The sequence below is a fragment of the Acaryochloris marina S15 genome (assembly GCF_018336915.1).
Taxonomy (GTDB): Bacteria; Cyanobacteriota; Cyanobacteriia; order Thermosynechococcales; family Thermosynechococcaceae; genus Acaryochloris; species Acaryochloris marina_A.
The window spans coordinates 3,815,663-3,836,660 of sequence record NZ_CP064923.1; the positions used below are offsets into that span (position 1 = coordinate 3,815,663).

The window sequence follows — 20,998 nt, forward strand, 5'->3', positions numbered from 1 at the left end:
TGGCCTAACAATAGGACTGCAAGGTGCCGCGTCTGCGAATATCAAGGGTGGCACAGTGGAAGGAACCCCCAAAGGGAGCAAAGTTGATAAAGGGACATTTAATCGGTTCAAATCCCCAATCTTTGAAGGCTGCGATCAGTGAAGTTTGATCTTCCTCTACGATCACCCGCTTCTCATCCAGCATCAAGACGTTTAGGCTAATCCACTTGCTGCACATGGAGGGGACGCCCGTGATCGGATCTGGCTCGGGGGGAACCAGCATATCCCAGGATTTAAGGGCTTTAGGAAGCTTATCTACATCGATATATTCAGGGTTAATCAAAGCCTTTCCTGGAGCCAATGGAATAAAGGTAGAGTCGATATGCATGGGGGTGGGGCAAGAGCTATCAATCTCGTGAATTTGATAGCGATCGCCTAAGTGGCGTCTGAGCCAAGTAATCCCGGCTTGATTGGTGACATTGCTTTGGGTCACAAATAAATCGCGGCCGCAGCGGACAAAATCGGCAGCATCAAAGACCGGTTCAAACTCATTAATCACATACCGAATGGGTTCTCCCTTGGCGGGGGGCTTAAAGGAATAATCGAACAGATCGTCCGTTAGCTCTGGCTTTGGTGCAGAGGTCCAACGGGCTCCCTGGGCAAAATATTCCTTAAAGAGGGGACGATAGGCATGGGTTTCAAAATAGCGGCACCGCCATGCCATGGGGGTTTCAATAATTTCGTCTCCCAGCACCATAAATCCATCGCGAGGACAGGCAGTACAAAATCCCTTAGAAGACCAATCTAATGCCTTATAGCGCTTGGTTCCTTTAATGACTTCAGGGCGTCGAACGACCACCCCTTCAGATTCTAGGATGTGAATAAATTCATCTAATTCCCGCTGGGCTTTTTTGAGCAAGAAGCCTGGATATTTCTGTCCCGCGAAAATCCGGTATAACCGGGCGGTACTGGGAGGAATATTGTAGGTAACGGTCACGTGATAAGGCGGAATGATCGCCCCTTCTAGGTGACCCACAATCACTTCTTCTAATGGATCCCATTCATTATAGGAATTGACTGGACAGGGGGTTGCAATCGTCGTATCCATCGAGTCTGTCATCAATTCCGTCATTATCCTTCCTCACCTATTTCGAATGGCCACCGGTTGATGCCGAAAGTTTCTTCAGAACTGTATGAGATCTTGCTCAGAAAATCAATCTTGCTCAGCAGCCGTGTCTTTGTCTGTAACGATTTGCACCATCTTTACTGGCCTATAGACTCCTAAAGCTAAAGTTTGGCTCCTGTTCGAGTCAATAATCTAGGAATTTATTGTGCATCCTTTCGCGCTAAAGAGTAGTTAGGGGTCTGGCGTAAGTCGTCCATCTTCTGACATGCCTACCCTTCTCGTAAAATGGCTGCACACTTCTCTGCTAAAGGTTTTTGGTGAAAGTGGTGAGGGGATTCTTGCTGCGATCACATCAGATAACCTGGAATCACCTTTCCTTGACCGATTTTTAGGTCGAGAATGAGTTCTGAAGGTTGATTGCAAGGGCCAGCAACCTTCAGAACTCATTCAGCACTTGGCCATATTGGATCGTTTCAGTATTTGAGTGACCCGCTGTACGACCTAGAAATGCTCTCGTCTTAGTTAGTCAAAATTCTGGTTGATGTGAATGAAGAAATACCAGCAAAAATATTGTTTTTTTAAGATTAACGATTGATTTGTTTCATTAAGTGATTGCCTGAGTGTTTTATCAGTTGATGATTTAGTCACTAATGTGAAATCCTGGATGCTTTTATAGGGATGATACTTCCAGCTTGGACAGTATTATGAGGTCAATGTAACCTCCTGCTCTATTCGCCTCTGTCGATTAAAGTTTAATGAATGAATTGGATTGATTTTTGCCTTCTCTGACTAATGAATAATTATTGGTGGTATAACGATAAAATCGCTGCATTAGTAATTTTATTGCAGAAAAATGCAGTAAAAGGTTCGCATTGATGACATGGAACAGCTAAAACGTTGGAAAAAGATTAGTTCTCCAGTCAATCGAGAGTTGCCGCTGCGTTTTATTCTGATTGTTCTATTTGTTCTGCAATTATTGGTTTCTGTTGGCCTCGTAGGCTACTTATCTTTGCGTAATGGTGAAGAGGCGATAGAGGACTTAGCCAATCAGTTGATGTCAGAGGCAGGAGATCGGATTTCAGAACGACTCAATATTTATCTGTTGACTCCTCATCAAGTCAATCAACTGAATGCGAATGCCCTCGATATGGGGCAACTCCAGCTCAATGATCTCCAGAGTATGGAACGCCATTTCTGGCGTCAGAGCCAAGTGTTTAAGTTGATTAGCTATATTCAATTTGGCAATTCGCAAGGGGAGTTTGTAGGCTTAGCGGTCAATGATGATGGTACGCTCACCTACCAAGTGACTGAAAAGACGGGAGCACTGCAAACCTATAGTATTGATACCAAGGGCGATCGCAAACAGTATCTTGAAACATCCCCTAATTTTGATGCTCGTCAGCGTCCCTGGTACATTGTGCCTCAACAGGTTGATAAATCTGCCTGGACAGAAATCTATCCCTGGGTAAGTCCGCCCACCTTAGCCATCACGTTAGGTCAGCCCTATTATGATACTCAGGGAAAATTCCAGGGCATTTTAGCGACGGATCTATCCCTGGCCCAAATTAGTGATTTCCTGAAAGAATTGAGTTTGTGTGACTCTGGCCGGACGTTTATTCTGGAACGCTCTGGTGACATTGTTGCAACTTCATCCAATGAGCTGCCGTTTGTCTGGCGGAATCATCGGCCCGGAAGATTGATGGCTAACCATAGTGAAGATGGTATTGTCCAGGCTACTGCTACTTATTTAGCAAAGCAAACGGGAGGGCTTCAGCAGATCAATGCTCGACGCCAAACCCAATTCTCTATTGAGGGGCAGCGATATTTTCTACAAGTGATGCCGCTGCAAGATCAGCATGGATTAGATTGGCTCAGCGTTTTGGTTATTCCTGAGTCTAGCTTTATGGCTCAGATCGATGCCAACACGCGAACAACACTGTTGCTCTGTTTTCTAGCGTTGGGGTGTGCGATCTATTTGGGCATTTGTACTGCCAGCTGGATCGCTAGACCCATTCTCCGTTTCAGCCAGGCTAGCCAAGCAATGTCCTCGGGGCAGTTTGATCAAACGGTTTCTGTTAAAGGATTTAAGGAAATTGGTGTTCTCCAGCGTTCCTTTAATCGCATGGCTGAAAAACTGCAGACCACTTTTTGTGATTTGGAAGCGGCCAATCTAGCCTTAAAGAAAGAAGTGGCAGAGCGACAACGGGCCGAAGAACAGTTTAAGCATCTGGCACTGCACGATCCTTTGACGGGGTTCCCCAACCGCGCTTTTTTTATGGAGCAATTGGAACGAGCGGTCAAGCAGGCGCAGCGTCATCCCCATTATTTATTTGCAGTCCTGTTTATTGATTTAGATCGGTTCAAGATTGTCAATGATAGCCTCGGACATCAAGTGGGGGATCAGTTACTAGGTGCGATCGCACATCAGCTTCATTCCCTTGTGAGAGCTACAGATATCGTGGCTCGATTGGGGGGAGATGAGTTTGTCATTCTTTTAGAACCCATTGAGGAAGTCAACGATGCCGTGCGAGTGGCCGATCGGATTGTGCAAGAATTGAGCTCTCCTATTGATTTAGGGAATCGGCAGGTCTTTATTTCAGCCAGTGTGGGTATAGCCCTGAGTTCGCCAGATTACAGCCAGGCTACGGATATTCTCAGGGATGCAGATATCGCCATGTATCGGGCCAAAAATCGAGGCAAAGCTTGTTTTGAAATCTTTAATGAACGGATGTATATGCAAGCATTGGATCGGTTGCAAGTAGAAAATGACTTGCGGCAAGCCATTGACTACCAACAGCTCCGGGTGTTTTATCAGCCCATTGTCGATATCCAGACCGGTAAATTATCTGGGTTTGAAGCGTTAAGTCGCTGGCCTCATCCAACGCGAGGATTTATTACGCCAACTGAGTTTATCCCGATTGCCGAAGAGACGAGCTTGATTGTCCCTCTTGGGGAATGGATTCTGCAAACGGCTTGTCAGCAGATGGCAACTTGGCTGCAAACCTATCCTGCTGCAGTGCACTACTCCATCAGTGTAAACATGTCAATTAAGCAACTCAAAGATCCAAACCTGCTCACCAAGGTTGATAGAGCTTTAGAACAATCTGGATTAAACGGTCACCAATTGTCTTTAGAGCTGACTGAAAGCATTTTGATGGAGAATGTGATCGAATTAAAGGTAATTTTAAATCAATTGAAAGATAGAGGAATTCAACTCAGTATTGATGATTTTGGTACAGGGTATTCTAGCCTCAGCTATCTCCATCTTTTTCCCTTCAATACAATCAAGATTGATCAATCTTTTATTAATCGGATTGGTGAACAGGGCGAAAATCAAGAAATTATTGAAACGATCATTAGCTTGGCCAATCAGTTGAAAATGGATGCTGTTTCGGAGGGGGTTGAATCCAAACAGCAACTCAATTACTTGAAGAAGCTATCTTGTCAGAAAGCCCAAGGAAACTATTTTTCTCAACCTTTGTCGGGTGATGCCGCTGAAGTCTTTATTCTCAATAATCCTCAGCTAATTCAAGTTCATTAAGTAGCCAACTGATCGTATGGCTTAGGGATTCACGAGTATGTTTAGTAATCATTGAGGTCAAAACAGAGGAGAAATTAACTCTCGCAATGTGTAAAAGTTGAGAAGTTGGAGTACGGCAACATTGTAAGCCTTAACTTTACGTATTGAGGGGTAATTCTCTCGATTAGGAGGCTATTCGATAAGCCGGAAAAAACGTGGATTGTTGAAGTTTCTCAACCGGTACATCAATAGATTGAGCTCGATGTTGGAGTAATTCAGAATAGGCTTCGGGATTGATAATCAGTCTGAGGGTATAAAAATCATGCTGCTGCCTAGAAAAGCCGGACTTAAATTTAAATAACCGATCTTCCTGAGATCCTCCTACTCCCCCGCCCAGGTGTAGAAATTCATTGCCCCGCTCTTTTGCCCAGAGGCGCATATGATGGAGCAATAAGCTAAAGGGAGACTGGGACATAAATGCCGTACGAGTCCCACCTAAGTGGGCTTGAACGATGCCACAACATTCAAAAAATAAGCTGGCAGCAATAATTTGGTCGGTATTTTCTACGATGCAGCAGTGCAGCTTGTCACCTAAATTGAGTAAGTCTTCAAAATAGTCTTTATTGAAGTAATAGGATTGAGTGGCCGAAACCCGATTCATTGTCTCGGTATAAATGGACGTAAAGACTTCCATGCTCTCAGAATAAGGAACGATTCTGGCTTGCAGTCCTAACCGCTTGCACTTATTAATGGTGCTTTGGTGCCCTTTCCTTGTATGGGCCCAAATCTTGGACTCCGATTGCAATAAATCAACTGAAACAGTTACACCATCTGGGGTGGCAATAGAGGAATCAAGGTGCTCAATATACTGAGCGCTTAAAATAGGATGAAGTCGAAAGAAAGCTGAACAAATATTTTTAGCTTTAAAAGCTTTAATGACCTCTTTGAGTGCTGACTGAATAAATGCTGGGTCTTTTATTGCTTCTTGACTCAAGACTATTCCCGAGTATCCATAGGGAGAGATAATATCGAATATTTCTCCACCTTTTAGATGCTCAGGGTAAAAGTCTTTACAGGAACGAAGCAAGTAAGGTAAAAAAAGTATTTTGCTTTCTTCTTGAATAATAATCGCTTCAGCAGGAGATTCTAACCGTTTGGATTCAATGGAAACGTATGCAGGTAAGTGATAAATATCATGTCGAATACCATCCAGAACTTGAAGCCAGAGAGGATTATCTAATGCAAGTATCTGCACATCCATTTGCGATTTCACCTATGACTTATATTGCAGACTTGGTAAAAAATGAGTGGAATCTAAACCTCACTGGGGATTAGATTTGTATCGGTAAGCTGGAAAAAACTGAACAGAGTTTAAATGATCAAGATCAATATTATGGGATTTTGAATGGGATTCAAGGAGCTGTTTATATTGTATCGGTTTAATGATAATAGATGCTGTATAAAACCCATGCCTTTGTTTCGAGAAATTCGCTTTATATTGATAAAGACCATCTTCCGTACATCCTACTCCTCCGCCTAAATGGAGCATGGTGTTACCGCGCTGCTTTGCCCACAAACTAGTTTGGTAAAACTCCAAGCTAGTGGGAGAAAGTTTTAATCCTTCAGGAGTTGTGCCCCCTAATAATCCTTGGACAATGCCAGAACATTCAGAATAGAGTCCAGCAGAAATTATTTTATTTTGGTATTCAACAACACAGACAAATAGTTTATGACTAAGATGCTTTTGTAATAGATAAAAGTAATCTCGATTGAATGAAAAAAAGCTGGTCTCAGCCTCGACCCTCTGCATCGTGGCTTCATAGATATTACAAAATTCAGTGATGTATTCAGAAAATGGCTTGACCTTAGCTATTAACCCCAGTCGTTTACCTTTGTTGATTTTATTCCTCTGACTTTTATGGGTATGACTCCAAAGGTCTGATTCTGAAAGCTCTAAATTAATGGATACCGTTTGACCCACTTTTTTGATGAGAATGTCCTTCATCCCTTGGGGATGAACTGTATTGAGACTAGGGTGAAGGCGAAGAAATGCTGAGCAAATCCCCTGTTCTTTAGCTAAGTGGAGAAATTGCTGCCAAGCATTAGGTCTAAATGCTGCATCTTCTAAGGCTGCTGGACTGAGTAAAAATCCAGAATAACCATTGGGGGAAGTGATGTCATAAACTTTAGCGGATGCTGCTGGAATGGAATGGCAAGCACGTCTTAAATAGGGAATAAGACAGACTTTTTGCCCCTCTGTAATTAGGATTGCTTCTGGAATACTTTGGGTTCTTAGGGCCTCACAATATAGATATTCAGGTAAGTGATAAATGTCGTGAGCGAGGTGAGTCAGGGTGCCTGACCATAAGGGATCGCGCCAATCCAATACTTTTATTTTCATTACTGATTAAGATTCTGACCATAGTTCTGGAAATACATTCGGGTCACTAAAGTCTGGATCGTCGTTGGGGAGGGTTCGACAAAGCTGTTCGTCAAACATATGAATGGCTTGACCTTTGTCATTCTTGTAAGGGCGATAGCGGTTGGAGGCATCTTGAAGATGCACTGCGATCGCAAGGCGGTTTCGTTGACTGTGGTTCGGGTAGCTGCCATGGATGGTCCAACAGTTATGGAAGCTGACTTGGCCTTTACGTAGGGTGAGGGGAATTTCTTTGATTGAATGATTAATGCCAAGCTGCTGGAGCTGTGTCGATAGGGTGGTTAGGTCAGTCTGACTAAAGCCTCGCAGATGCTCTAAGCCTGACCATTTATGACTGCCATCGATCACCACTAATGGCCCCATGTCAACATCGCAGTCATGGAAAGGAATCCAAGCAGTTAGCAGCTGATCAGAGGTACAGGTGGCCCAGTAAGCCCGATCGGCATGCCAACCGACGCTAGTTTGGGCGGTGTGATCCTGAGGGGGCTTGTAAACCAGTTGATCATCCAGGAGGCGGATTTGTTGAGTGCCCGCTAATTTTGCTGCAATTGCCCCCACCATTGGCTGGAGTGCTAATTGCCTCAGGGCTTGACTTTGTAAAGACACAAATTCGTTATTGCGAATAGTGTCAAAGCCGTCACTGGGCTGCCAATTACTGTAGCCTTCGTTGACGGGAAGAACCGTATCACGCTCCCCCCGGTAGTAGCTTTCCGTGCCCGCGAGCGCTTGCTCAATAACGGTATCCGCAATGACGGGTTGAGAGATAAACCAGCCATGCTGACGATAGAAATCAACATCTTTGTCCGTGGGTAGCAGAGCCTGTTGCCGGGCACTTAAGGATTGATCCAGAGACTCCCATTGCATAGTAGATAGGGCTTGAGGGCTCATCGATCTAGGGTCCCCATAAACTCTTCTGAGGTCGCAAAGCCATCTTGATTAATGCCATCTCGCCGCAGCACTTTCCACACCGTCAGAGCTAGGATTTTGCAATCGAGCCACAGAGACCAGTGGTCAATGTACCAAACATCCATCTCAAATTTAGATTCCCAACTAATGGCGTTGCGGCCGTTAATTTGAGCTAGTCCCGTAATCCCTGGTAATACTTCATGACGACGATTTTGTTCTGGGGTATAACGGTCAAGATACTCGACAATTAAGGGGCGAGGACCTACAAGACTCATATGCCCTAGAAACACATTCCACAATTGAGGCAGCTCGTCCAAACTTGTCTTGCGGATAAATTGGCCAAAGGGCGTCAACCGCTGTTCATCAGGAAGAAGTTGGCCATTACTATCCCGCTGATTAGTCATGGTACGGAATTTATAGAAGGTAAAAATTTGGCCATTTTTACCAGGGCGAGGTTGGGTGAACCAGGAGGGCCAACCCATCTTGATGCAGATTGCGATCCCAATGATCCCTAAAATGGGTGTGAGCAGGATAAGGGCCAACAACGCAACTGTGCGATCAATAACCCACTTCGAAACAATCTGAATTTGGTGATGGACAGAGGAAGAAGCCATGATGATCAATCGTCAAAGTCGCTAAAAGATGAACGGATTATCCTGGTAACTGATGTACCCCTCGTCTTGAGATTAGGAGTTAAACAATAAGATTCACTGATTCAACTGCTGTAGAAATATCTTTTGATTAAACCTGAACAGATCTTTAGAAGAACTAATATTTTTGTAGATCAAAAAATATTAATTTATTTTTGGATTCAAGATGCTCATTAATCTTTGCATCAGTATAGTCCTTTATGAAAAAAAATTGAACTAAATTGATACTGATGATAGTTAGCTTTTAGGAGTCGAAGAGAAAATCCTTTGTGCATATATCAATGGAGCCGGACATAATCGAAGTTAGTAAAGACCTGAATAACAACAGTGAAGTAGCTGTTGTTTGGCACTAACGTATGTGAAGCCATGGAGCGACTCTTATCATTCTCTATCGTTAGCATAGAAAGTTTTGAAGCTATATATCTCTATTCCCTGATAAAGATGGATGGGCTCAAGAGGACAATTGTCAGCCATCGAAAATGATTATGTTCTCCAATCTCAAGTTAAGAGAGTCTGAGGTTGATTTCTATCGAGAAAGGAGAGGCGGTTTGACGGGGTGATGGCAGTTCAGAAGTGATCATTATCAATTGAATAGACAACTGCATGATTCCAAGTTTTTCTTATGCTTCAAAGTGTATAAGGGGCAAAGGTTAGCTACTTTTTATGCATTTTATAGATGTTTTGCATCCAACATCAAATTTTTTGTATGAAGCCAAGAACTGATCTTAATTGACCGTTAATGTCTCTCTGTTAATGAATATGGGACCCCCTTTCTCTGTTAACTTGTGTTCTGGGAGACGAATGATCCTGATTGAGCCCAAGAACTTCTGGGAGATAAACCAACCTAGAAACCGTCACCTATAGTGGGAGAACATCAGAGCCTTAGGAGCCTGGTAAATCCTTCTCTGGACTGGGGGCATCTATGTCTCGGCTATTAAAATCCAACCATCCTTTTCGTTTGCTTCTGTATTTGGAATGGATTTTGCTGGGGATTGCCCTATTAACTTTGTTTGTGCCTTTCCCCCGCCATCATTTTCTGTTGCCCCACGTCATTCCAGGGCGAGGGTTGAGATTTCCCTTAGGGATATTGCTGAGTATTCTGACTCTGGCTGGTTTAGGGCTCAAATTGCCTATCCATCAATCCCAAAAGGTGAAGGCCTTCTATACCTGTCTGGGGCTATGTCTATGTTGGGCAACGGTGTTTATGGGGGGGCGGCTCCGAGACTACTTTATCCCGATGCTATTGATTGTGGTGATTCGGGCCTGCTTATTGTTTCCTTGGAAGCAGCGATTGATGGTTGCATCCGTTGCCTATGGCTCTTTTCTGGCCCGCTTAATGATGGGACCCCAACGTTTTCGTCCACCGCGATTGGGTCCTCCCCCCCCTTGGCGGGGCAGGGGACTATCCCAAGAATTGGTGGCGAGTTTGCAGTTGCGGAGTGCCCTCTTATTTGGCTTGGTCTTGATCTTTGTATTGCTGATGGTGGGAGCGCTCTTAACGGAGCATCTCAGTCGAACAGAATTAGCATCTGCGAATCAGCGCCTGCGGAAATATGCCTTAATGATCGAAAATCAAGCTACCTTGCAGGAGCGGAACCGAATTGCTCGCGAAATGCATGATTCCGTTGGCCATTCCCTAACGGCTCAAAGTATTCAGCTCGAAAATGTAGAGGTATGGATGGCCACTGATAGGGCTAAAGCTTCTGATCACTTGACGAAAGCCCGATCCCTCGGGAAAGACGCACTCCAAAATGTCCGGCATACCGTTGCTACCCTTCGTAATAACCCGCTAAAAGGTCAATCCTTATCCCAAGCCCTCACCAAAATGACCCAGGAGTTTGAACGCACGACATCGATTCAGGTTCAATTCTCTACTCACCTAGAGACTCCGGTCCCTAGAGAAATGGCTGCAGCTCTCTATCGTTTGGTGCAAGAAGCCCTGACTAACGTTTCCAAGCACAGTGAAGCGACCCAGGTTACGATTAATTTGACTGAGCAGGAGATGGAGTTGTCTCTTAAGATTTCTGACAATGGCAAAGGATTTCTGCCGGGGAAAAATACGACGGGCTTTGGTCTTCAAGGGATGCAGGAACGGACAGTGGCCTTAGGCGGTCTATTCGAACTACACAGCCAACCTCAAACAGGCTGTCATATTCAGATCCAGATTCCTCGATTAGGAGAAGAGTGATGATTCGGGTGATGTTGGTAGATGATCAAGGGATTGTGCGTGAAGGGCTCTCCAGTCTGCTCAACACAAAACCCGATTTGGAAGTGGTGGGTGAAGCAGAGAATGGTCAAGTTGCCATTGAGAAAGCCCTAGAAATCCAGCCCGATATTATCCTGATGGATATGCGCATGCCGGTGATGGATGGGGTCGCTGCCACTCAAGCGATCCGACAGCAGGCCCCTCAAATTAATATTTTGGTCCTAACCACGTTTGATGATGAGGATTATGTTTCTCAAGCTATGCGGCTAGGGGCAAAGGGCTATTTGCTTAAGGATACGCCCTCTGATGAATTGGCAGAGGCAATTCGGGCCGTTCATAAAGGGTATACGCATTTCGGCCCTGGCTTGTTTGAAAAGATGATCACAGCAACGCCAACGGTTGCAGAACCGCCGGAATTGGCAGAACTGACGCCCCGAGAGACAGAAGTCCTGGCCTTAATAGCAGAGGGCCAGAGCAATCGGGAAATCGCTGAGGCCCTGTATATTTCTGAACGAACCGTCAAAAACCACGTTAATAGTATTTTGAAACGCTTAAATTTGCGCGATCGCACCCAAGCTGCCATCCTAGCCACCAACCTACAACAGCGTTAGCCGCGTAGGTTGGGGCATTTCATACCTGAAATTAAATTCATTTACACCTATAAATTCAGGCCTTTAATATTCAGGTATAGAAGAATCGATTTCACGACTCCAGGCCGTAATTCCACCCGTAACATTGGTACCCGCAATGCCTGCTTCTTGTAGGAAGCCCAATGCTTTGGCCGAGCGACCCCCCATCTTGCAGTGAGCAATGAGACGGTGACCATTCAGTAGCTCTTTGACTTTGGGAATGGCTTCACCACTCTCAATCTCAGACAAGGGGATCAAGACTGAGCCAGGGATGCGGGCAATCTCATATTCATGGGGATTGCGAACATCCAAGAGGACAAAATCATCCGTACCGCTATCGAGCAATTGCTTGAGATCTTGAACCGTCATTTCTTCCATATTGGCTTGTTGCTCCGCTTCGGCTGCTTGGGCTTGGGGAATACCACAGAATTCTTGGTAATCCACCAGCTTTTCAATCACAGGTCGCTCTGGGTTGGGTCTGAGCTTTAACTCTCGAAACTTCATGTCAAGGGAGTTAAAGAGCAGCAAACGACCGCTCAAGGTTGTACCCTGACCCAAAATAATCTTAATCGCTTCGGTAGCCTGAATAATGCCAATAATTCCCGGCAAAATCCCCAGCACACCCCCTTCAGCACAAGAGGGCACCAGACCAGGAGGTGGGGGTTCTGGATACAAATCTCGATAGTTGGGACCCCCTTCGTAGTTAAATACGGTGGCTTGGCCTTCAAATCGATAGATAGACCCATACACATTGGGTTTGTCTAATAAGACACAGGCATCGTTGACCAGGTAGCGGGTGGGGAAATTGTCTGTACCGTCAATGACAATGTCGTAAGGCTCAGCAATTTCTAGGGCGTTTTCTGAGGAGAGCCAGGTGTTATAAAGATCCACCTGACAGAGGGGGTTGATTTCGTGAATCCGATGTTTGGCGGACTCGATCTTAGGCTTGCCGACCCACGACGTTCCATGAATGACTTGGCGTTGGAGGTTGGAACTATCGACCACATCGGCATCAACAATGCCCAAACGGCCTACTCCGGCTGCTGCCAAATAGAGTAATAGCGGTGACCCTAAGCCCCCGGTGCCAACACAAAGGATGCTAGCGGCTTTTAAGCGTTTTTGTCCCTCTAGGCCCACCTCCGGCAAAATGAGGTGGCGAGAGAACCGCTCGTATTCTTCTTTATTGAGCTGAATTTGGTCCAAGTTGGGATTAAGCATGACGGACATCCTTAGAGGAAAGATGTATGAGGTTTCTAAATATCTGTTTCAAGGGTTGATGTGACCATAGCATCCACAACCGTGATTTGTTCTGCTCGAAATCGTTGCTGGTCATCCAGTATCCAATTGCGAAAGTCGTGGGGTACACCGTTTTCGACGGCAACTATCACATAGGAATATTGGGGCCAAGCCCATTTGCGATCGCATTCAGAAGGCACGGCTTCGTGATCGGGATGTGAGTGGTAGACCCCTATAATATCCCAACCCTGAGTGCGTGCGTATTTCTGAGCGTTAAATAAATCTTGAGGAGCAATCCAATAGCGACGGGTTGTGGTTAAAGGTGTTCCTGACTCTTCTTTTTGTATGGATGATTCGGCTTGGTCCCAGGCATTATCTAGAGGATAGAGTTCAAACAGTTTTTTTTCTGATTGAGCGTCTGATTCTAGGATTTGCCCGAGCATCAGTCCACAGCATTCTTCTGGATAGCAGGCTTGGGCATGGGCATAGATCTGATCCATTTGATAGGGGTGAAGCGTTAGCACGGCAATTTAATTAAATCGATCTATCCTTACCCTCCCATGATTTTTTCCTGAGAGTTCTGAACCAATAGAAGATTTCAAGCTTTTCAACATCTCCTTGTGGGGATTGAAGTGAGAGCAGCTACTCCAAAGTAAGCCACTGAACTTGTTCTTCCTTCAGCTGTGTCTCTCTTGTTTATCTGGATACGTAAAAATGCTGAACTGCAAGCAAAACGCTATGAACAAGGATCCCTAAGATGATTTGCTTAAGCCCCTTAAACTGCTTATTGATAATAGATTGCAATTGGTAGCTAGATATGACAGCATGATGTCTATGGTAATGACGTGGTCAGCATAATACTCATTAGTCAACAGTCTGAATCAATGAGCGGTGCTGATAAATAGGTCTTTACGTATGTCGTTTGCTAACCCAAAAAAGGCAAATGATGTTGAGTGAGTTTTAATCGCAGCGAGATGGCCCAATTCCTATCTTGATCTCAAGGTTAACGATGTTCCATTCACCCCCCTACTTTAGAAATAGTTGATCGACGGGTAACCCTTGGCAACTTCACTCAAGAGAATTGCACGATATGTCTTACGATCCTCAGACTTATTCCTCTTATGAAATGAACTGGCAGTTGCACAGTCAAGCAGGAAATCAGTGTTTTCAAGCAGGGTCACATCTGGAGGCGCTACAGGCCTATCGCAAAGCCATTGCTTTAGCTGAATTGATGTTGATGACTGCCAAGAAAGAGCGTCGTCACCCGGAAGCCATTCATGCCTATGCGATTGCTTGCCACAATTTGGCCGATAATTTAGTAAAACTTGAGGATCTCCATGTTGCAGAAACAACGATGCAACAAGTCTTAGATCAAGTGGTTGATTTGATGTATGCCACCCAATATTCTCAATGTCTTCGCATAGAAGCTGCGAAAGCGTTGAAAATGGTTAGCCTCAAGATCTATGAGTTTTATCAGCGTTTAGGACAGCCTGATAAAGCTTATAAGGTGTTTTCGCAAGCTTCTGAGCTTGCTCAGACGTTTTTCAGTCAGATACAACCTCGGTTGTTGCGTGTATAGTATTCATGGATTTGACTGACACCTTGGCGAAGATTGTTTCGATTCAGATTAAGGATTAGTTATGGTTCTGCGACAAATTACGACCCAAATTAAGCGTTGGTTCCCGGCTCCTATTGCTCATGCTCATTGTGATGGTCCCTGTGGGGTTTATGATCCAGCGACAGCAAGGATTTATACAGAAGCGGTAGTCTCGATGACTCGCAAGATTTTGGATCTACAACCGCCAGCCGATCAAAATCCGCAAGCTATGGCGACTTATCTGAATACGATGTCCCGATATATTCAAATTAAAGAAGAGCAGGCCCAGAAGGCTAAAGAAGAAATTTTGATCCTGTGGACAGACTATTTTAAGCCCCAGCACCTGGAGCAATATCCTAATTTGCACGACATGTTTTGGAAAGCAGCGAAGCTTTGCTCTTCTTGCAAGGTGGAGGTCAACCTCCAACATGCTGAAGAACTCCTAACTGCGGTTGAGGAAGTGCATAAAGTCTTTTGGGCCACTAAAAACCGCACAGATGTGTCCTGGTACAAAGCCAGTTAAACCAGATTTCCCTGCAAATTCATCACTCCCAGACTGCACCGTTTGGGAGTTCTTGTTATGGTGCTGCCGCCGCCGTCGACGTTGGGAAGTGCAAGGACGATCCATGCTACCGACGTTAAATCCTGGCGATCAGGTTTTGCTTCATCCAGGGGCCTATCATCTGACGACTCCCCAAGCGGGAGAGATTGTGTTGGCGCGGCATCCTTTTCAGCATCAGCTTTATTTAATCAAGCGTATTCAGTCAGTGAACAACAATTCCTATTTCCTGATAGGAGACAACACAGCTGAAAGTACAGATAGTCGAGTCTTTCATGCTGTCTCTCTAGATTATATTGTTGGCAAAGTCACTAGTTTTTTTTAGGATTTAGGGCATTCCAGCAGATGCAAGGGGAGAGATGGTTGAATTTCTCAGGATTCACAATGGCAAAACTTCTATCCCCTAGCAGTAGTTTCCTGAAAATCCTCAACAATGATCGTATCTATAAAGATAAGCAAATTCAACTGTGTTGGTAAGCAAAGTTGCCATAGCGTGTTAGGCATTAAATAAAGGGTGGTTTCGCTAATTCGCTGGAGAGTCATTGGTTCTACCTTTAATGACGAGCCTTCTATATAGTCGTCCTAAAATCTACAAGTGCGTAAAGAGTCAATCTGGAAAGTTTTAACCCTCTCTCGTTAACCGCAATTATGATGGGGCATGCCTTTGGCTGAAATGCATTCTTCGATACCTAAGCTTAAGCTGGAATATGGGCATCCTAAGTATATTGATGTTCACTGCCCCAAACCTACAGTGAGTAGGATTTAGCAACCTTTGCCAGTTTCTCTCTACTCAGGCTGTGAACCGTTTGTTGCAATTGATACTGGTTTGTTTATTCCATGACTTCACGTGTGGTTTCCCAGCAGCCTTCTCAGCCATTCGGCAGCTTGCTCGGTAGATTCTATCGATTTTTACGCCGTCCTTTCTATACTGTCAATGTCCCATCGCAGCCCCAACCTCTCAAAGATATTCTCAGGCTTTATGCATTAGCTTTAGTGCTTATTCTTCCTCTCGCAATTATGGTGGGTCTTCTGGCTGCGAAGCTGTCAAGCAGTCACGCTATCAGTGAGATGGCAGAGCAACCCTTACTGATATTTACTATGGCAGTGGTGATTGCTCCGCCATTGGAAGAAGTTCTGTTTCGGCTACCTCTGCGCTACACTCCGGCAAATTTGACATTCCCTCTATTTCTATGGCTACTTATCATCCTGGGCACATTAGCTAGTGCAAAGGTTATATCCGCCATATTGATGTTGCCTTTGTTATGCCTGGCTTTTTTGGGATGTGTGTTTTTACGAGTCTGGCTCAAGGAGAAGATGCCTGCCAAACCCATTCATAAACAATATGAGAAGTGGATTGGATGGTTCTTTTATGGCTCTACCATTATTTTTGGCCTGATTCATATTCCCAACTATCAGCTGATTAACGGGTCGGCTTTACTATTAGCACCGCTCTTGGTCTCCCCCCAGCTTCTGCTCGGTCTTTTCTTTGCCTTTGTCCGATTGAGGTATGGGTTTTGGTGGGGTGTGTTTACCCATGCGTTTCATAATGGTTTATTAGTCGGACAGATGCTTTTGTATCGGATGTTGACACAACCATCAGGAACCCATGAAACTGCAGACATCGCCACCCATCCAGCACTGATGACGCTGATATTGAATCTGGGTCAGATTGCCTTTCTTCTATTGTGCCTCTTCATCGTGGTAAAAATGGTGCTTGAGTGGCGAGCTGAAGGACAAGTATCCCAAGCAAACAGTTAGATTTATTCTGGCAACCAGGGCAGAATCCTTTGGGAAAATAGCTTATATACGATTTTGCACTAAGGTTTCATCCGCTGCATTTGGCCCCTGATCCCTGAAAAATCTGACCTCAATGGCACTCGATATACCGCTGGATGCGTCGTAGTCTAGGGAGCATCTTACAAGCGACAGCATTGCTGCGCAGTGTTTAGCATTACAGTGAAAACAATCCCTTGCTATCACTGTTTCTGCTATTGGCCTGAACATTAATGCAACGATTTATATCCCTCTTTTATGACCGCTTGGCCGTTAATTGCCTGGCGATTAATGCTGATTGAAATTATGACTCATAGCATATCTTCCCCTCAGCCCTCTGACTTACCTCAAAGCCTGCTGGGTCGGTTTCTCAAGTTTTTAAGACATCCCCGCTATACGGTGAATGTGGCAACAGAGCATCAAGGTGTTATTGATGTTCTGAGGCTCTATGCATTGGCTTTAGTGACGGTTTTGCCCCTAGGTGTTTTGAGTTCCAGATTGGCAGATAATCTTGACTCTAGTAATAAAGTCTTAGAGATTACTAAAACCGTACCTATCTTGCAAATTATTCTGTTTGCGGTGATTCTGGCTCCGCTTTGGGAAGAAGCGGTCTTCCGATTGCCTTTGCGCTATACCCCAATGAATCTAGCTATCCCTTTTTGTATCGGGATGATGTTGATTGTATCTTCCCTAACTGCGACTGATGTTCTCCCTCGCATCGCTGGATTACCCTTGTTGGCTGGCACAGTTGTTCTAGCGGTCGTTCTATGGCTGTGGCTCAAGGAACTAGATTCTCAACCCATCCATACTTTTTATGAGAAATGGATAGGGTGGTTGTTTTATAGTTTTGCCTTAGCCTTTGGCCTAATTCATCTTGGGAACTTCACGAGTTTAGGTGCTCAGGCTTGGCTTTTAGCCCCCCTTTTGGTGTTGCCCCAAACTGTGATTGGGGTGTTTTTGGGATTTATTCGGTTGCGGTACGGGTTTTGGTGGGCAGTGTTGACCCATGGCTTTCACAATGCCTGTGCAATCACGCCGCTGCTACTCGTGCGTCTGGGATCTGAGAATTTGCTTGAGAGTATGAGCAGTGGGATACAGGATAAGTCCTTGGCCGGAACAGACTATGTGCTCATATTACTGGTGTCTACCTATGTGCTCGGCGGCCTATTGCTCTGTTTGATTACCGTGTGGAGGTTAATTGCAGAATGGCGAGCAGAACACCGACAAGCTCGCCCCAATTCTTAGGGAAAGTCAGGGCACAGTGACCTGGGCAAAGAGTGCAGCCTGGTTGCGATCGCAACCATTGAAACCTCCCCAAAATAGTGTTGACCCTAAGATTCTTTCGGCATCACAGGATAGCCCCGCACTGCTGTATCAATGACTTGGGTTGATTTAATTCGGCGAGAGAACAGTGCCAATGTTTCTACTGCCCGCAGAATGCCATAGGAGAGCCAGCCTCGTAGGGCACTGGCCTGCCCATCAAAGGGGCGACAGCGAGCCAGGTCTGGTTCAAGAACCTGTTGGCGAAACGTCTCAATCACAGCGGGATTAGAAAAAATGGCTAGGACTTCTTCTTCGATGCGATAGCTCAAAAAATCAAAATTTGAAGATCCCACCACTAGATAGCGATCGTCGACCAGAGCTGCTTTCATATGGCTCATGCCGTCATAGAGGCGGACATCAAACCCCGACCGTTGGGCCTCCCACAAAAGATAATCTCTCACAGTGCCTTTGTTGTTGCCTTCTGGTGTGAGTAGAGTGACGGGGACGCCCCGCTGAGGTAGTTCGGCTAGTGCCCCGCAGAACGGAAAGGTCAGATAGGGACTGATAATATGCAGAGATTTCTGGGCGGAGCATAGCAAATCCATCGTTTGCGCAAATGTGGCTTCATTAGACCGACCATCCAGGAGGAAAAACTCACAGTCTCCGAAATCAGCATGCCTGGGCTGGGATTGATCTTGCCAAGTCGCCACAAAATCTGCCCGCAGGAATTCCACCATTGCTGGGTCTTCTAGCCGAAACATCAGGTCATGCCAAGCAAAGTTATGGTCGCTGAAGTTAAAGCCGCCCACATAGGCAATGCGGTTATCGATCACGATCAGCTTTTTATGACTCCGCCCCACGAAGTGAATTAAGAAGGGACCCACCGGATTTGTAAAGCGAACCTGGCCTCCATCCTGTATTAGGGCTTCAAACATCGCGTGAGTCTGGCGGACCTCGGTTTTAAGTTCTTGATCCGACCAATATTTGGGATGGTAGATAAACTTGTCACTCTGAATAAATCGTGTGTAGTTATCCACCAAGATTTGTTTACAAGGAGCTGCAGATGCCCGCATTGCCTCGATGACATTCTGGCCCGTTTGATCGCCTTCAAAGGTCATCATCTGCAGCATGATTTCGTGGTTAGCTGCTTGCAGATCGCTCTGGAGGCGCTGCCAAAAGGCATCCGCATCTACAAGAAGCTCCACATGATTCATACGCTAGACCTAACGATAAGGGATATCACAGTCCACCAAGGATTGTGCCCTTGATGTTACTTTCGCCAGAGTAACAAAGCTTGTTCCCTGCAGCAAAAATAGTCTCTCAAGAGGTTAGGCCTGGGTTAGAGAGGTATTGTGGATGCGATCTCATCCAGTATTGCCCGAGATTCACCTGACAAAGGCACAAGATGACAGACATCTATGCAATGTAAATTTGAGCAGTCTCTAAATAGTCTGAATTGACTCAAGCTAGAACTTGAAGCATTCATTTAAGAAAGCTTTTTACCTGTAAACGGATAAGACAGGGATAAAAGGGGAAGTAGCCTCAAAGATATTGAAAAATTCCATATGCCTCTTGCAGACTTCATTTTGGGCATCCTAAGACTAGGTTAATATCGATTTTAGAGAGTTCTCATTGAGAACCAAGCATTATGTCTGAGGGAAAAGAGTCTTCGTTGTTGGTTCATTTTCAGCCTGGAGAGCTGATTTTTACTGCCGGTGAAGAAGGGCACCATGCCTACATTATTGAGTCAGGCCAAGTCGATATTTTTGTAACAACAACGGGGAAAGACGTCTCCTTCAAGACTCTTGTCAAAGGAGATGTATTTGGTGAGATGGCTGTGATTGATGCTTCTCCCCGCTCAGCCTCTGCTCGGGCATTAACAGAGACCTGTTGTGTTGTTATTTCCAGTGAGCAAATCTCAGATCGGATTGAAGCTTCTGATCCTGTGGTCAAGCTGTTAGTCTCACGGTTATTGGATCATATTCGGTCGTTGAATACTGGAGTCTCCCAGGCTGCTATGCCTGGCTCAGACCTACCGGAGTCCTCGTTAACATCATCGTCTCCGTTCTTTCCTCACCAACCTGTCTTGGAAAAAATGCGGTTGGAGTCGGAATTACTAGATGCGATCGCAACCAATGCCTTTGTCCCCCACTATCAGCCTCTAGTTGATCTGGAGACGGAAGAGATCCTGGGATTTGAATTCTTAATTCGGTGGGAAAGCCCCACCCGAGGCTGGGTTTCTCCTGCCATGTTTATCAATACAGCAGAAGAAACTTCATTGATTCGCCCCATTGGTCGTTGGGTTCTTGAAAACGCCTGCGCAGATCTCAATCGCCTTAATCAGGCCCTCACTAACACTTTGGCAAACCCAGTGGAGAACAGACCACCGTTATTTATCAGCGTTAACGTCTCTGCCCGCCAGTTTCAAGCCCCACAATTTAATGAAGAATTGCTTGAGATCCTCCAGCGACATCAGATTCCCCATTCCCAGATTAAATTGGAGGTCACTGAGCGGGTCCTAATGGAGGGACCTTCAGCTATCAACATCATTCAACAGTGCCGACAGCTTGGATTTCATCTAGCCCTCGATGACTTTGGCACAGGATTTTCGAGTCTCACTTATCTCGCTAAATTTGAGATAGATAGCCTCAAAATAGACCAGTATTTTGTCCGTCAAATGTTAACGAATCGTCGAACCCTGGCTCTGATGAAGAATATTTTGGCCATGACTCGGGATTTGGAAATGCTTTCCGTTGCTGAAGGAGTGGAAACCCAGGAAGAGCTTGATATTCTGCGGCGGTTAGGCTGCCAAGTTGGGCAAGGATATTTGTTTGGCAAACCTCTCCCTTTTGAATCAGCCAAAAACTTACTGTTAGATAACTATCGTTACTCCTCAAGGCCAACTGTCAAAGTTCTTCGGGAGTGCGAGTTCGAGAGCAATGTGCCGCTTCAGACGGCCAGGTTCAAAACCAGGTAACAGTGTCATAGGCGATCAGGATAATCTGGAGGCTTGTCGTTTCCTCCTCTGACTGGATCACCGAGCATGATTTCAACCCCTGCCATTGCAGCCACCCTTCCTCCGAAGATCCGCAAAGATATCGGCATCTAGGCTCT

The 20,998-nt window shown here is 45.3% G+C and carries 18 protein-coding genes; 9 read left to right on the forward strand and 9 right to left on the reverse strand.

Annotation, left to right across the window (positions count from 1 at the left end):
- Positions 1-4: 4 nt before the first annotated feature.
- Entirely contained in the window at positions 5-1,111 is a 1,107-nt protein-coding gene (locus I1H34_RS17595) for an amidinotransferase (RefSeq protein WP_212662302.1), read from the reverse strand.
- An 874-nt stretch (positions 1,112-1,985) separates the two neighbouring features.
- Here I1H34_RS17595 and I1H34_RS17600 point away from each other — a divergent pair.
- Positions 1,986-4,646 (forward strand): bifunctional diguanylate cyclase/phosphodiesterase, encoded by a 2,661-nt coding sequence (locus I1H34_RS17600; RefSeq protein WP_212662303.1) that lies wholly within the window; start codon positions 1,986-1,988, stop codon positions 4,644-4,646.
- A gap of 163 nt (positions 4,647-4,809) precedes the next feature.
- Here the strand turns inward: I1H34_RS17600 and I1H34_RS17605 are convergent, their stop codons facing one another.
- From I1H34_RS17605 to I1H34_RS17620, 4 genes are read right to left on the reverse strand one after another with little or no spacing between them, the layout of a single operon-like run.
- The gene (locus I1H34_RS17605) at positions 4,810-5,886 is read right to left on the reverse strand and encodes a GNAT family N-acetyltransferase (protein WP_212662304.1); all 1,077 of its coding nucleotides are present in this window, start codon (positions 5,884-5,886) and stop codon (positions 4,810-4,812) included.
- Between the two features lie 60 nt (positions 5,887-5,946).
- The gene (locus I1H34_RS17610; RefSeq protein WP_212662305.1) at positions 5,947-7,026 is read right to left on the reverse strand and encodes a GNAT family N-acetyltransferase; all 1,080 of its coding nucleotides are present in this window, start codon (positions 7,024-7,026) and stop codon (positions 5,947-5,949) included.
- 6 nt (positions 7,027-7,032) lie between these two features.
- The gene (locus I1H34_RS17615; protein WP_212662306.1) at positions 7,033-7,953 is read right to left on the reverse strand and encodes a phytanoyl-CoA dioxygenase family protein; all 921 of its coding nucleotides are present in this window, start codon (positions 7,951-7,953) and stop codon (positions 7,033-7,035) included.
- Positions 7,950-8,585, reverse strand: coding sequence for a sugar transferase (locus I1H34_RS17620; protein ID WP_212662307.1), 636 nt, complete (start codon positions 8,583-8,585; stop codon positions 7,950-7,952). Before I1H34_RS17620 ends, I1H34_RS17615 begins: the two co-directional genes overlap by 4 nt.
- A 958-nt stretch (positions 8,586-9,543) precedes the next feature.
- Between I1H34_RS17620 and I1H34_RS17625 the strand changes: the two genes are divergently transcribed.
- Both I1H34_RS17625 and I1H34_RS17630 read left to right on the forward strand, forming a co-directional pair.
- Positions 9,544-10,809 carry a sensor histidine kinase gene (locus I1H34_RS17625; protein ID WP_212662308.1) on the forward strand — a complete coding sequence of 422 codons (1,266 nt, stop codon included), beginning with the start codon at positions 9,544-9,546 and terminating at the stop codon, positions 10,807-10,809.
- Positions 10,809-11,438, forward strand: a complete 630-nt coding sequence (locus I1H34_RS17630) for a response regulator (RefSeq protein ID WP_212662309.1) — start codon at positions 10,809-10,811, stop codon at positions 11,436-11,438. The genes I1H34_RS17625 and I1H34_RS17630 overlap by 1 nt, the downstream gene beginning before the upstream one ends.
- A gap of 63 nt (positions 11,439-11,501) precedes the next feature.
- On the opposite strand, the gene moeB is transcribed toward I1H34_RS17630, so the two are convergent.
- Both moeB and I1H34_RS17640 read right to left on the reverse strand, forming a co-directional pair.
- Positions 11,502-12,674, reverse strand: coding sequence for a molybdopterin-synthase adenylyltransferase MoeB (moeB, locus tag I1H34_RS17635; RefSeq protein WP_212662310.1), 1,173 nt, complete (start codon positions 12,672-12,674; stop codon positions 11,502-11,504).
- A gap of 35 nt (positions 12,675-12,709) precedes the next feature.
- The gene (locus I1H34_RS17640; protein WP_212662311.1) at positions 12,710-13,216 is read right to left on the reverse strand and encodes a M67 family metallopeptidase; all 507 of its coding nucleotides are present in this window, start codon (positions 13,214-13,216) and stop codon (positions 12,710-12,712) included.
- 566 nt (positions 13,217-13,782) lie between these two features.
- Here I1H34_RS17640 and I1H34_RS17645 point away from each other — a divergent pair.
- From I1H34_RS17645 to I1H34_RS17665, 5 genes are all read left to right on the forward strand, one after another.
- Positions 13,783-14,271 (forward strand): hypothetical protein, encoded by a 489-nt coding sequence (locus I1H34_RS17645; RefSeq protein ID WP_212662312.1) that lies wholly within the window; start codon positions 13,783-13,785, stop codon positions 14,269-14,271.
- Between the two features lie 61 nt (positions 14,272-14,332).
- Positions 14,333-14,812 carry a superoxide dismutase, Ni gene (gene sodN / locus I1H34_RS17650; protein ID WP_212662313.1) on the forward strand — a complete coding sequence of 160 codons (480 nt, stop codon included), beginning with the start codon at positions 14,333-14,335 and terminating at the stop codon, positions 14,810-14,812.
- On the forward strand, positions 14,787-15,173 hold the full coding sequence (sodX, locus tag I1H34_RS17655; RefSeq protein WP_249369352.1) for a nickel-type superoxide dismutase maturation protease: 387 nt from the start codon (positions 14,787-14,789) through the stop codon (positions 15,171-15,173). Before sodN ends, sodX begins: the two co-directional genes overlap by 26 nt.
- Before the next feature lie 512 nt (positions 15,174-15,685).
- Positions 15,686-16,606, forward strand: coding sequence for a CPBP family intramembrane glutamic endopeptidase (locus tag I1H34_RS17660; protein WP_212662314.1), 921 nt, complete (start codon positions 15,686-15,688; stop codon positions 16,604-16,606).
- Positions 16,607-16,879: 273 nt separating this feature from the next.
- Positions 16,880-17,866: a CPBP family glutamic-type intramembrane protease gene (locus I1H34_RS17665; RefSeq protein WP_212662315.1), complete on the forward strand. Its 987-nt coding sequence runs from the start codon at positions 16,880-16,882 to the stop codon at positions 17,864-17,866.
- 86 nt (positions 17,867-17,952) lie between these two features.
- Here the strand turns inward: I1H34_RS17665 and I1H34_RS17670 are convergent, their stop codons facing one another.
- Positions 17,953-19,098: a phospholipase D-like domain-containing protein gene (locus I1H34_RS17670; RefSeq protein WP_212662316.1), complete on the reverse strand. Its 1,146-nt coding sequence runs from the start codon at positions 19,096-19,098 to the stop codon at positions 17,953-17,955.
- Between the two features lie 434 nt (positions 19,099-19,532).
- On the opposite strand from I1H34_RS17670, the gene I1H34_RS17675 reads away from it, so the two are divergent.
- The gene (locus tag I1H34_RS17675; protein ID WP_212662317.1) at positions 19,533-20,861 is read left to right on the forward strand and encodes an EAL domain-containing protein; all 1,329 of its coding nucleotides are present in this window, start codon (positions 19,533-19,535) and stop codon (positions 20,859-20,861) included.
- A gap of 5 nt (positions 20,862-20,866) precedes the next feature.
- On the opposite strand, the gene I1H34_RS32790 is transcribed toward I1H34_RS17675, so the two are convergent.
- The gene (locus I1H34_RS32790; RefSeq protein WP_255801184.1) at positions 20,867-20,989 is read right to left on the reverse strand and encodes a hypothetical protein; all 123 of its coding nucleotides are present in this window, start codon (positions 20,987-20,989) and stop codon (positions 20,867-20,869) included.
- Positions 20,990-20,998: the final 9 nt, after the last annotated feature.

Bases quoted from the DNA above. Each gene is read 5' to 3' on its own strand.
- I1H34_RS17595 (WP_212662302.1), bottom strand. From the start codon at position 1,111: ATGACGGAATTGATGACAGACTCGATGGATACGACGATTGCAACCCCC.
- I1H34_RS17600 (WP_212662303.1), top strand. From the start codon at position 1,986: ATGGAACAGCTAAAACGTTGGAAAAAGATTAGTTCTCCAGTCAATCGA.
- I1H34_RS17605 (WP_212662304.1), bottom strand. From the start codon at position 5,886: ATGGATGTGCAGATACTTGCATTAGATAATCCTCTCTGGCTTCAAGTT.
- I1H34_RS17610 (WP_212662305.1), bottom strand. From the start codon at position 7,026: ATGAAAATAAAAGTATTGGATTGGCGCGATCCCTTATGGTCAGGCACC.
- I1H34_RS17615 (WP_212662306.1), bottom strand. From the start codon at position 7,953: ATGAGCCCTCAAGCCCTATCTACTATGCAATGGGAGTCTCTGGATCAA.
- I1H34_RS17620 (WP_212662307.1), bottom strand. From the start codon at position 8,585: ATGGCTTCTTCCTCTGTCCATCACCAAATTCAGATTGTTTCGAAGTGG.
- I1H34_RS17625 (WP_212662308.1), top strand. From the start codon at position 9,544: ATGTCTCGGCTATTAAAATCCAACCATCCTTTTCGTTTGCTTCTGTAT.
- I1H34_RS17630 (WP_212662309.1), top strand. From the start codon at position 10,809: ATGATTCGGGTGATGTTGGTAGATGATCAAGGGATTGTGCGTGAAGGG.
- moeB (WP_212662310.1), bottom strand. From the start codon at position 12,674: ATGCTTAATCCCAACTTGGACCAAATTCAGCTCAATAAAGAAGAATAC.
- I1H34_RS17645 (WP_212662312.1), top strand. From the start codon at position 13,783: ATGTCTTACGATCCTCAGACTTATTCCTCTTATGAAATGAACTGGCAG.
- sodN (WP_212662313.1), top strand. From the start codon at position 14,333: ATGGTTCTGCGACAAATTACGACCCAAATTAAGCGTTGGTTCCCGGCT.
- sodX (WP_249369352.1), top strand. From the start codon at position 14,787: ATGTGTCCTGGTACAAAGCCAGTTAAACCAGATTTCCCTGCAAATTCA.
- I1H34_RS17660 (WP_212662314.1), top strand. From the start codon at position 15,686: ATGACTTCACGTGTGGTTTCCCAGCAGCCTTCTCAGCCATTCGGCAGC.
- I1H34_RS17665 (WP_212662315.1), top strand. From the start codon at position 16,880: ATGACCGCTTGGCCGTTAATTGCCTGGCGATTAATGCTGATTGAAATT.
- I1H34_RS17670 (WP_212662316.1), bottom strand. From the start codon at position 19,098: ATGAATCATGTGGAGCTTCTTGTAGATGCGGATGCCTTTTGGCAGCGC.
- I1H34_RS17675 (WP_212662317.1), top strand. From the start codon at position 19,533: ATGTCTGAGGGAAAAGAGTCTTCGTTGTTGGTTCATTTTCAGCCTGGA.
- I1H34_RS32790 (WP_255801184.1), bottom strand. From the start codon at position 20,989: ATGCCGATATCTTTGCGGATCTTCGGAGGAAGGGTGGCTGCAATGGCA.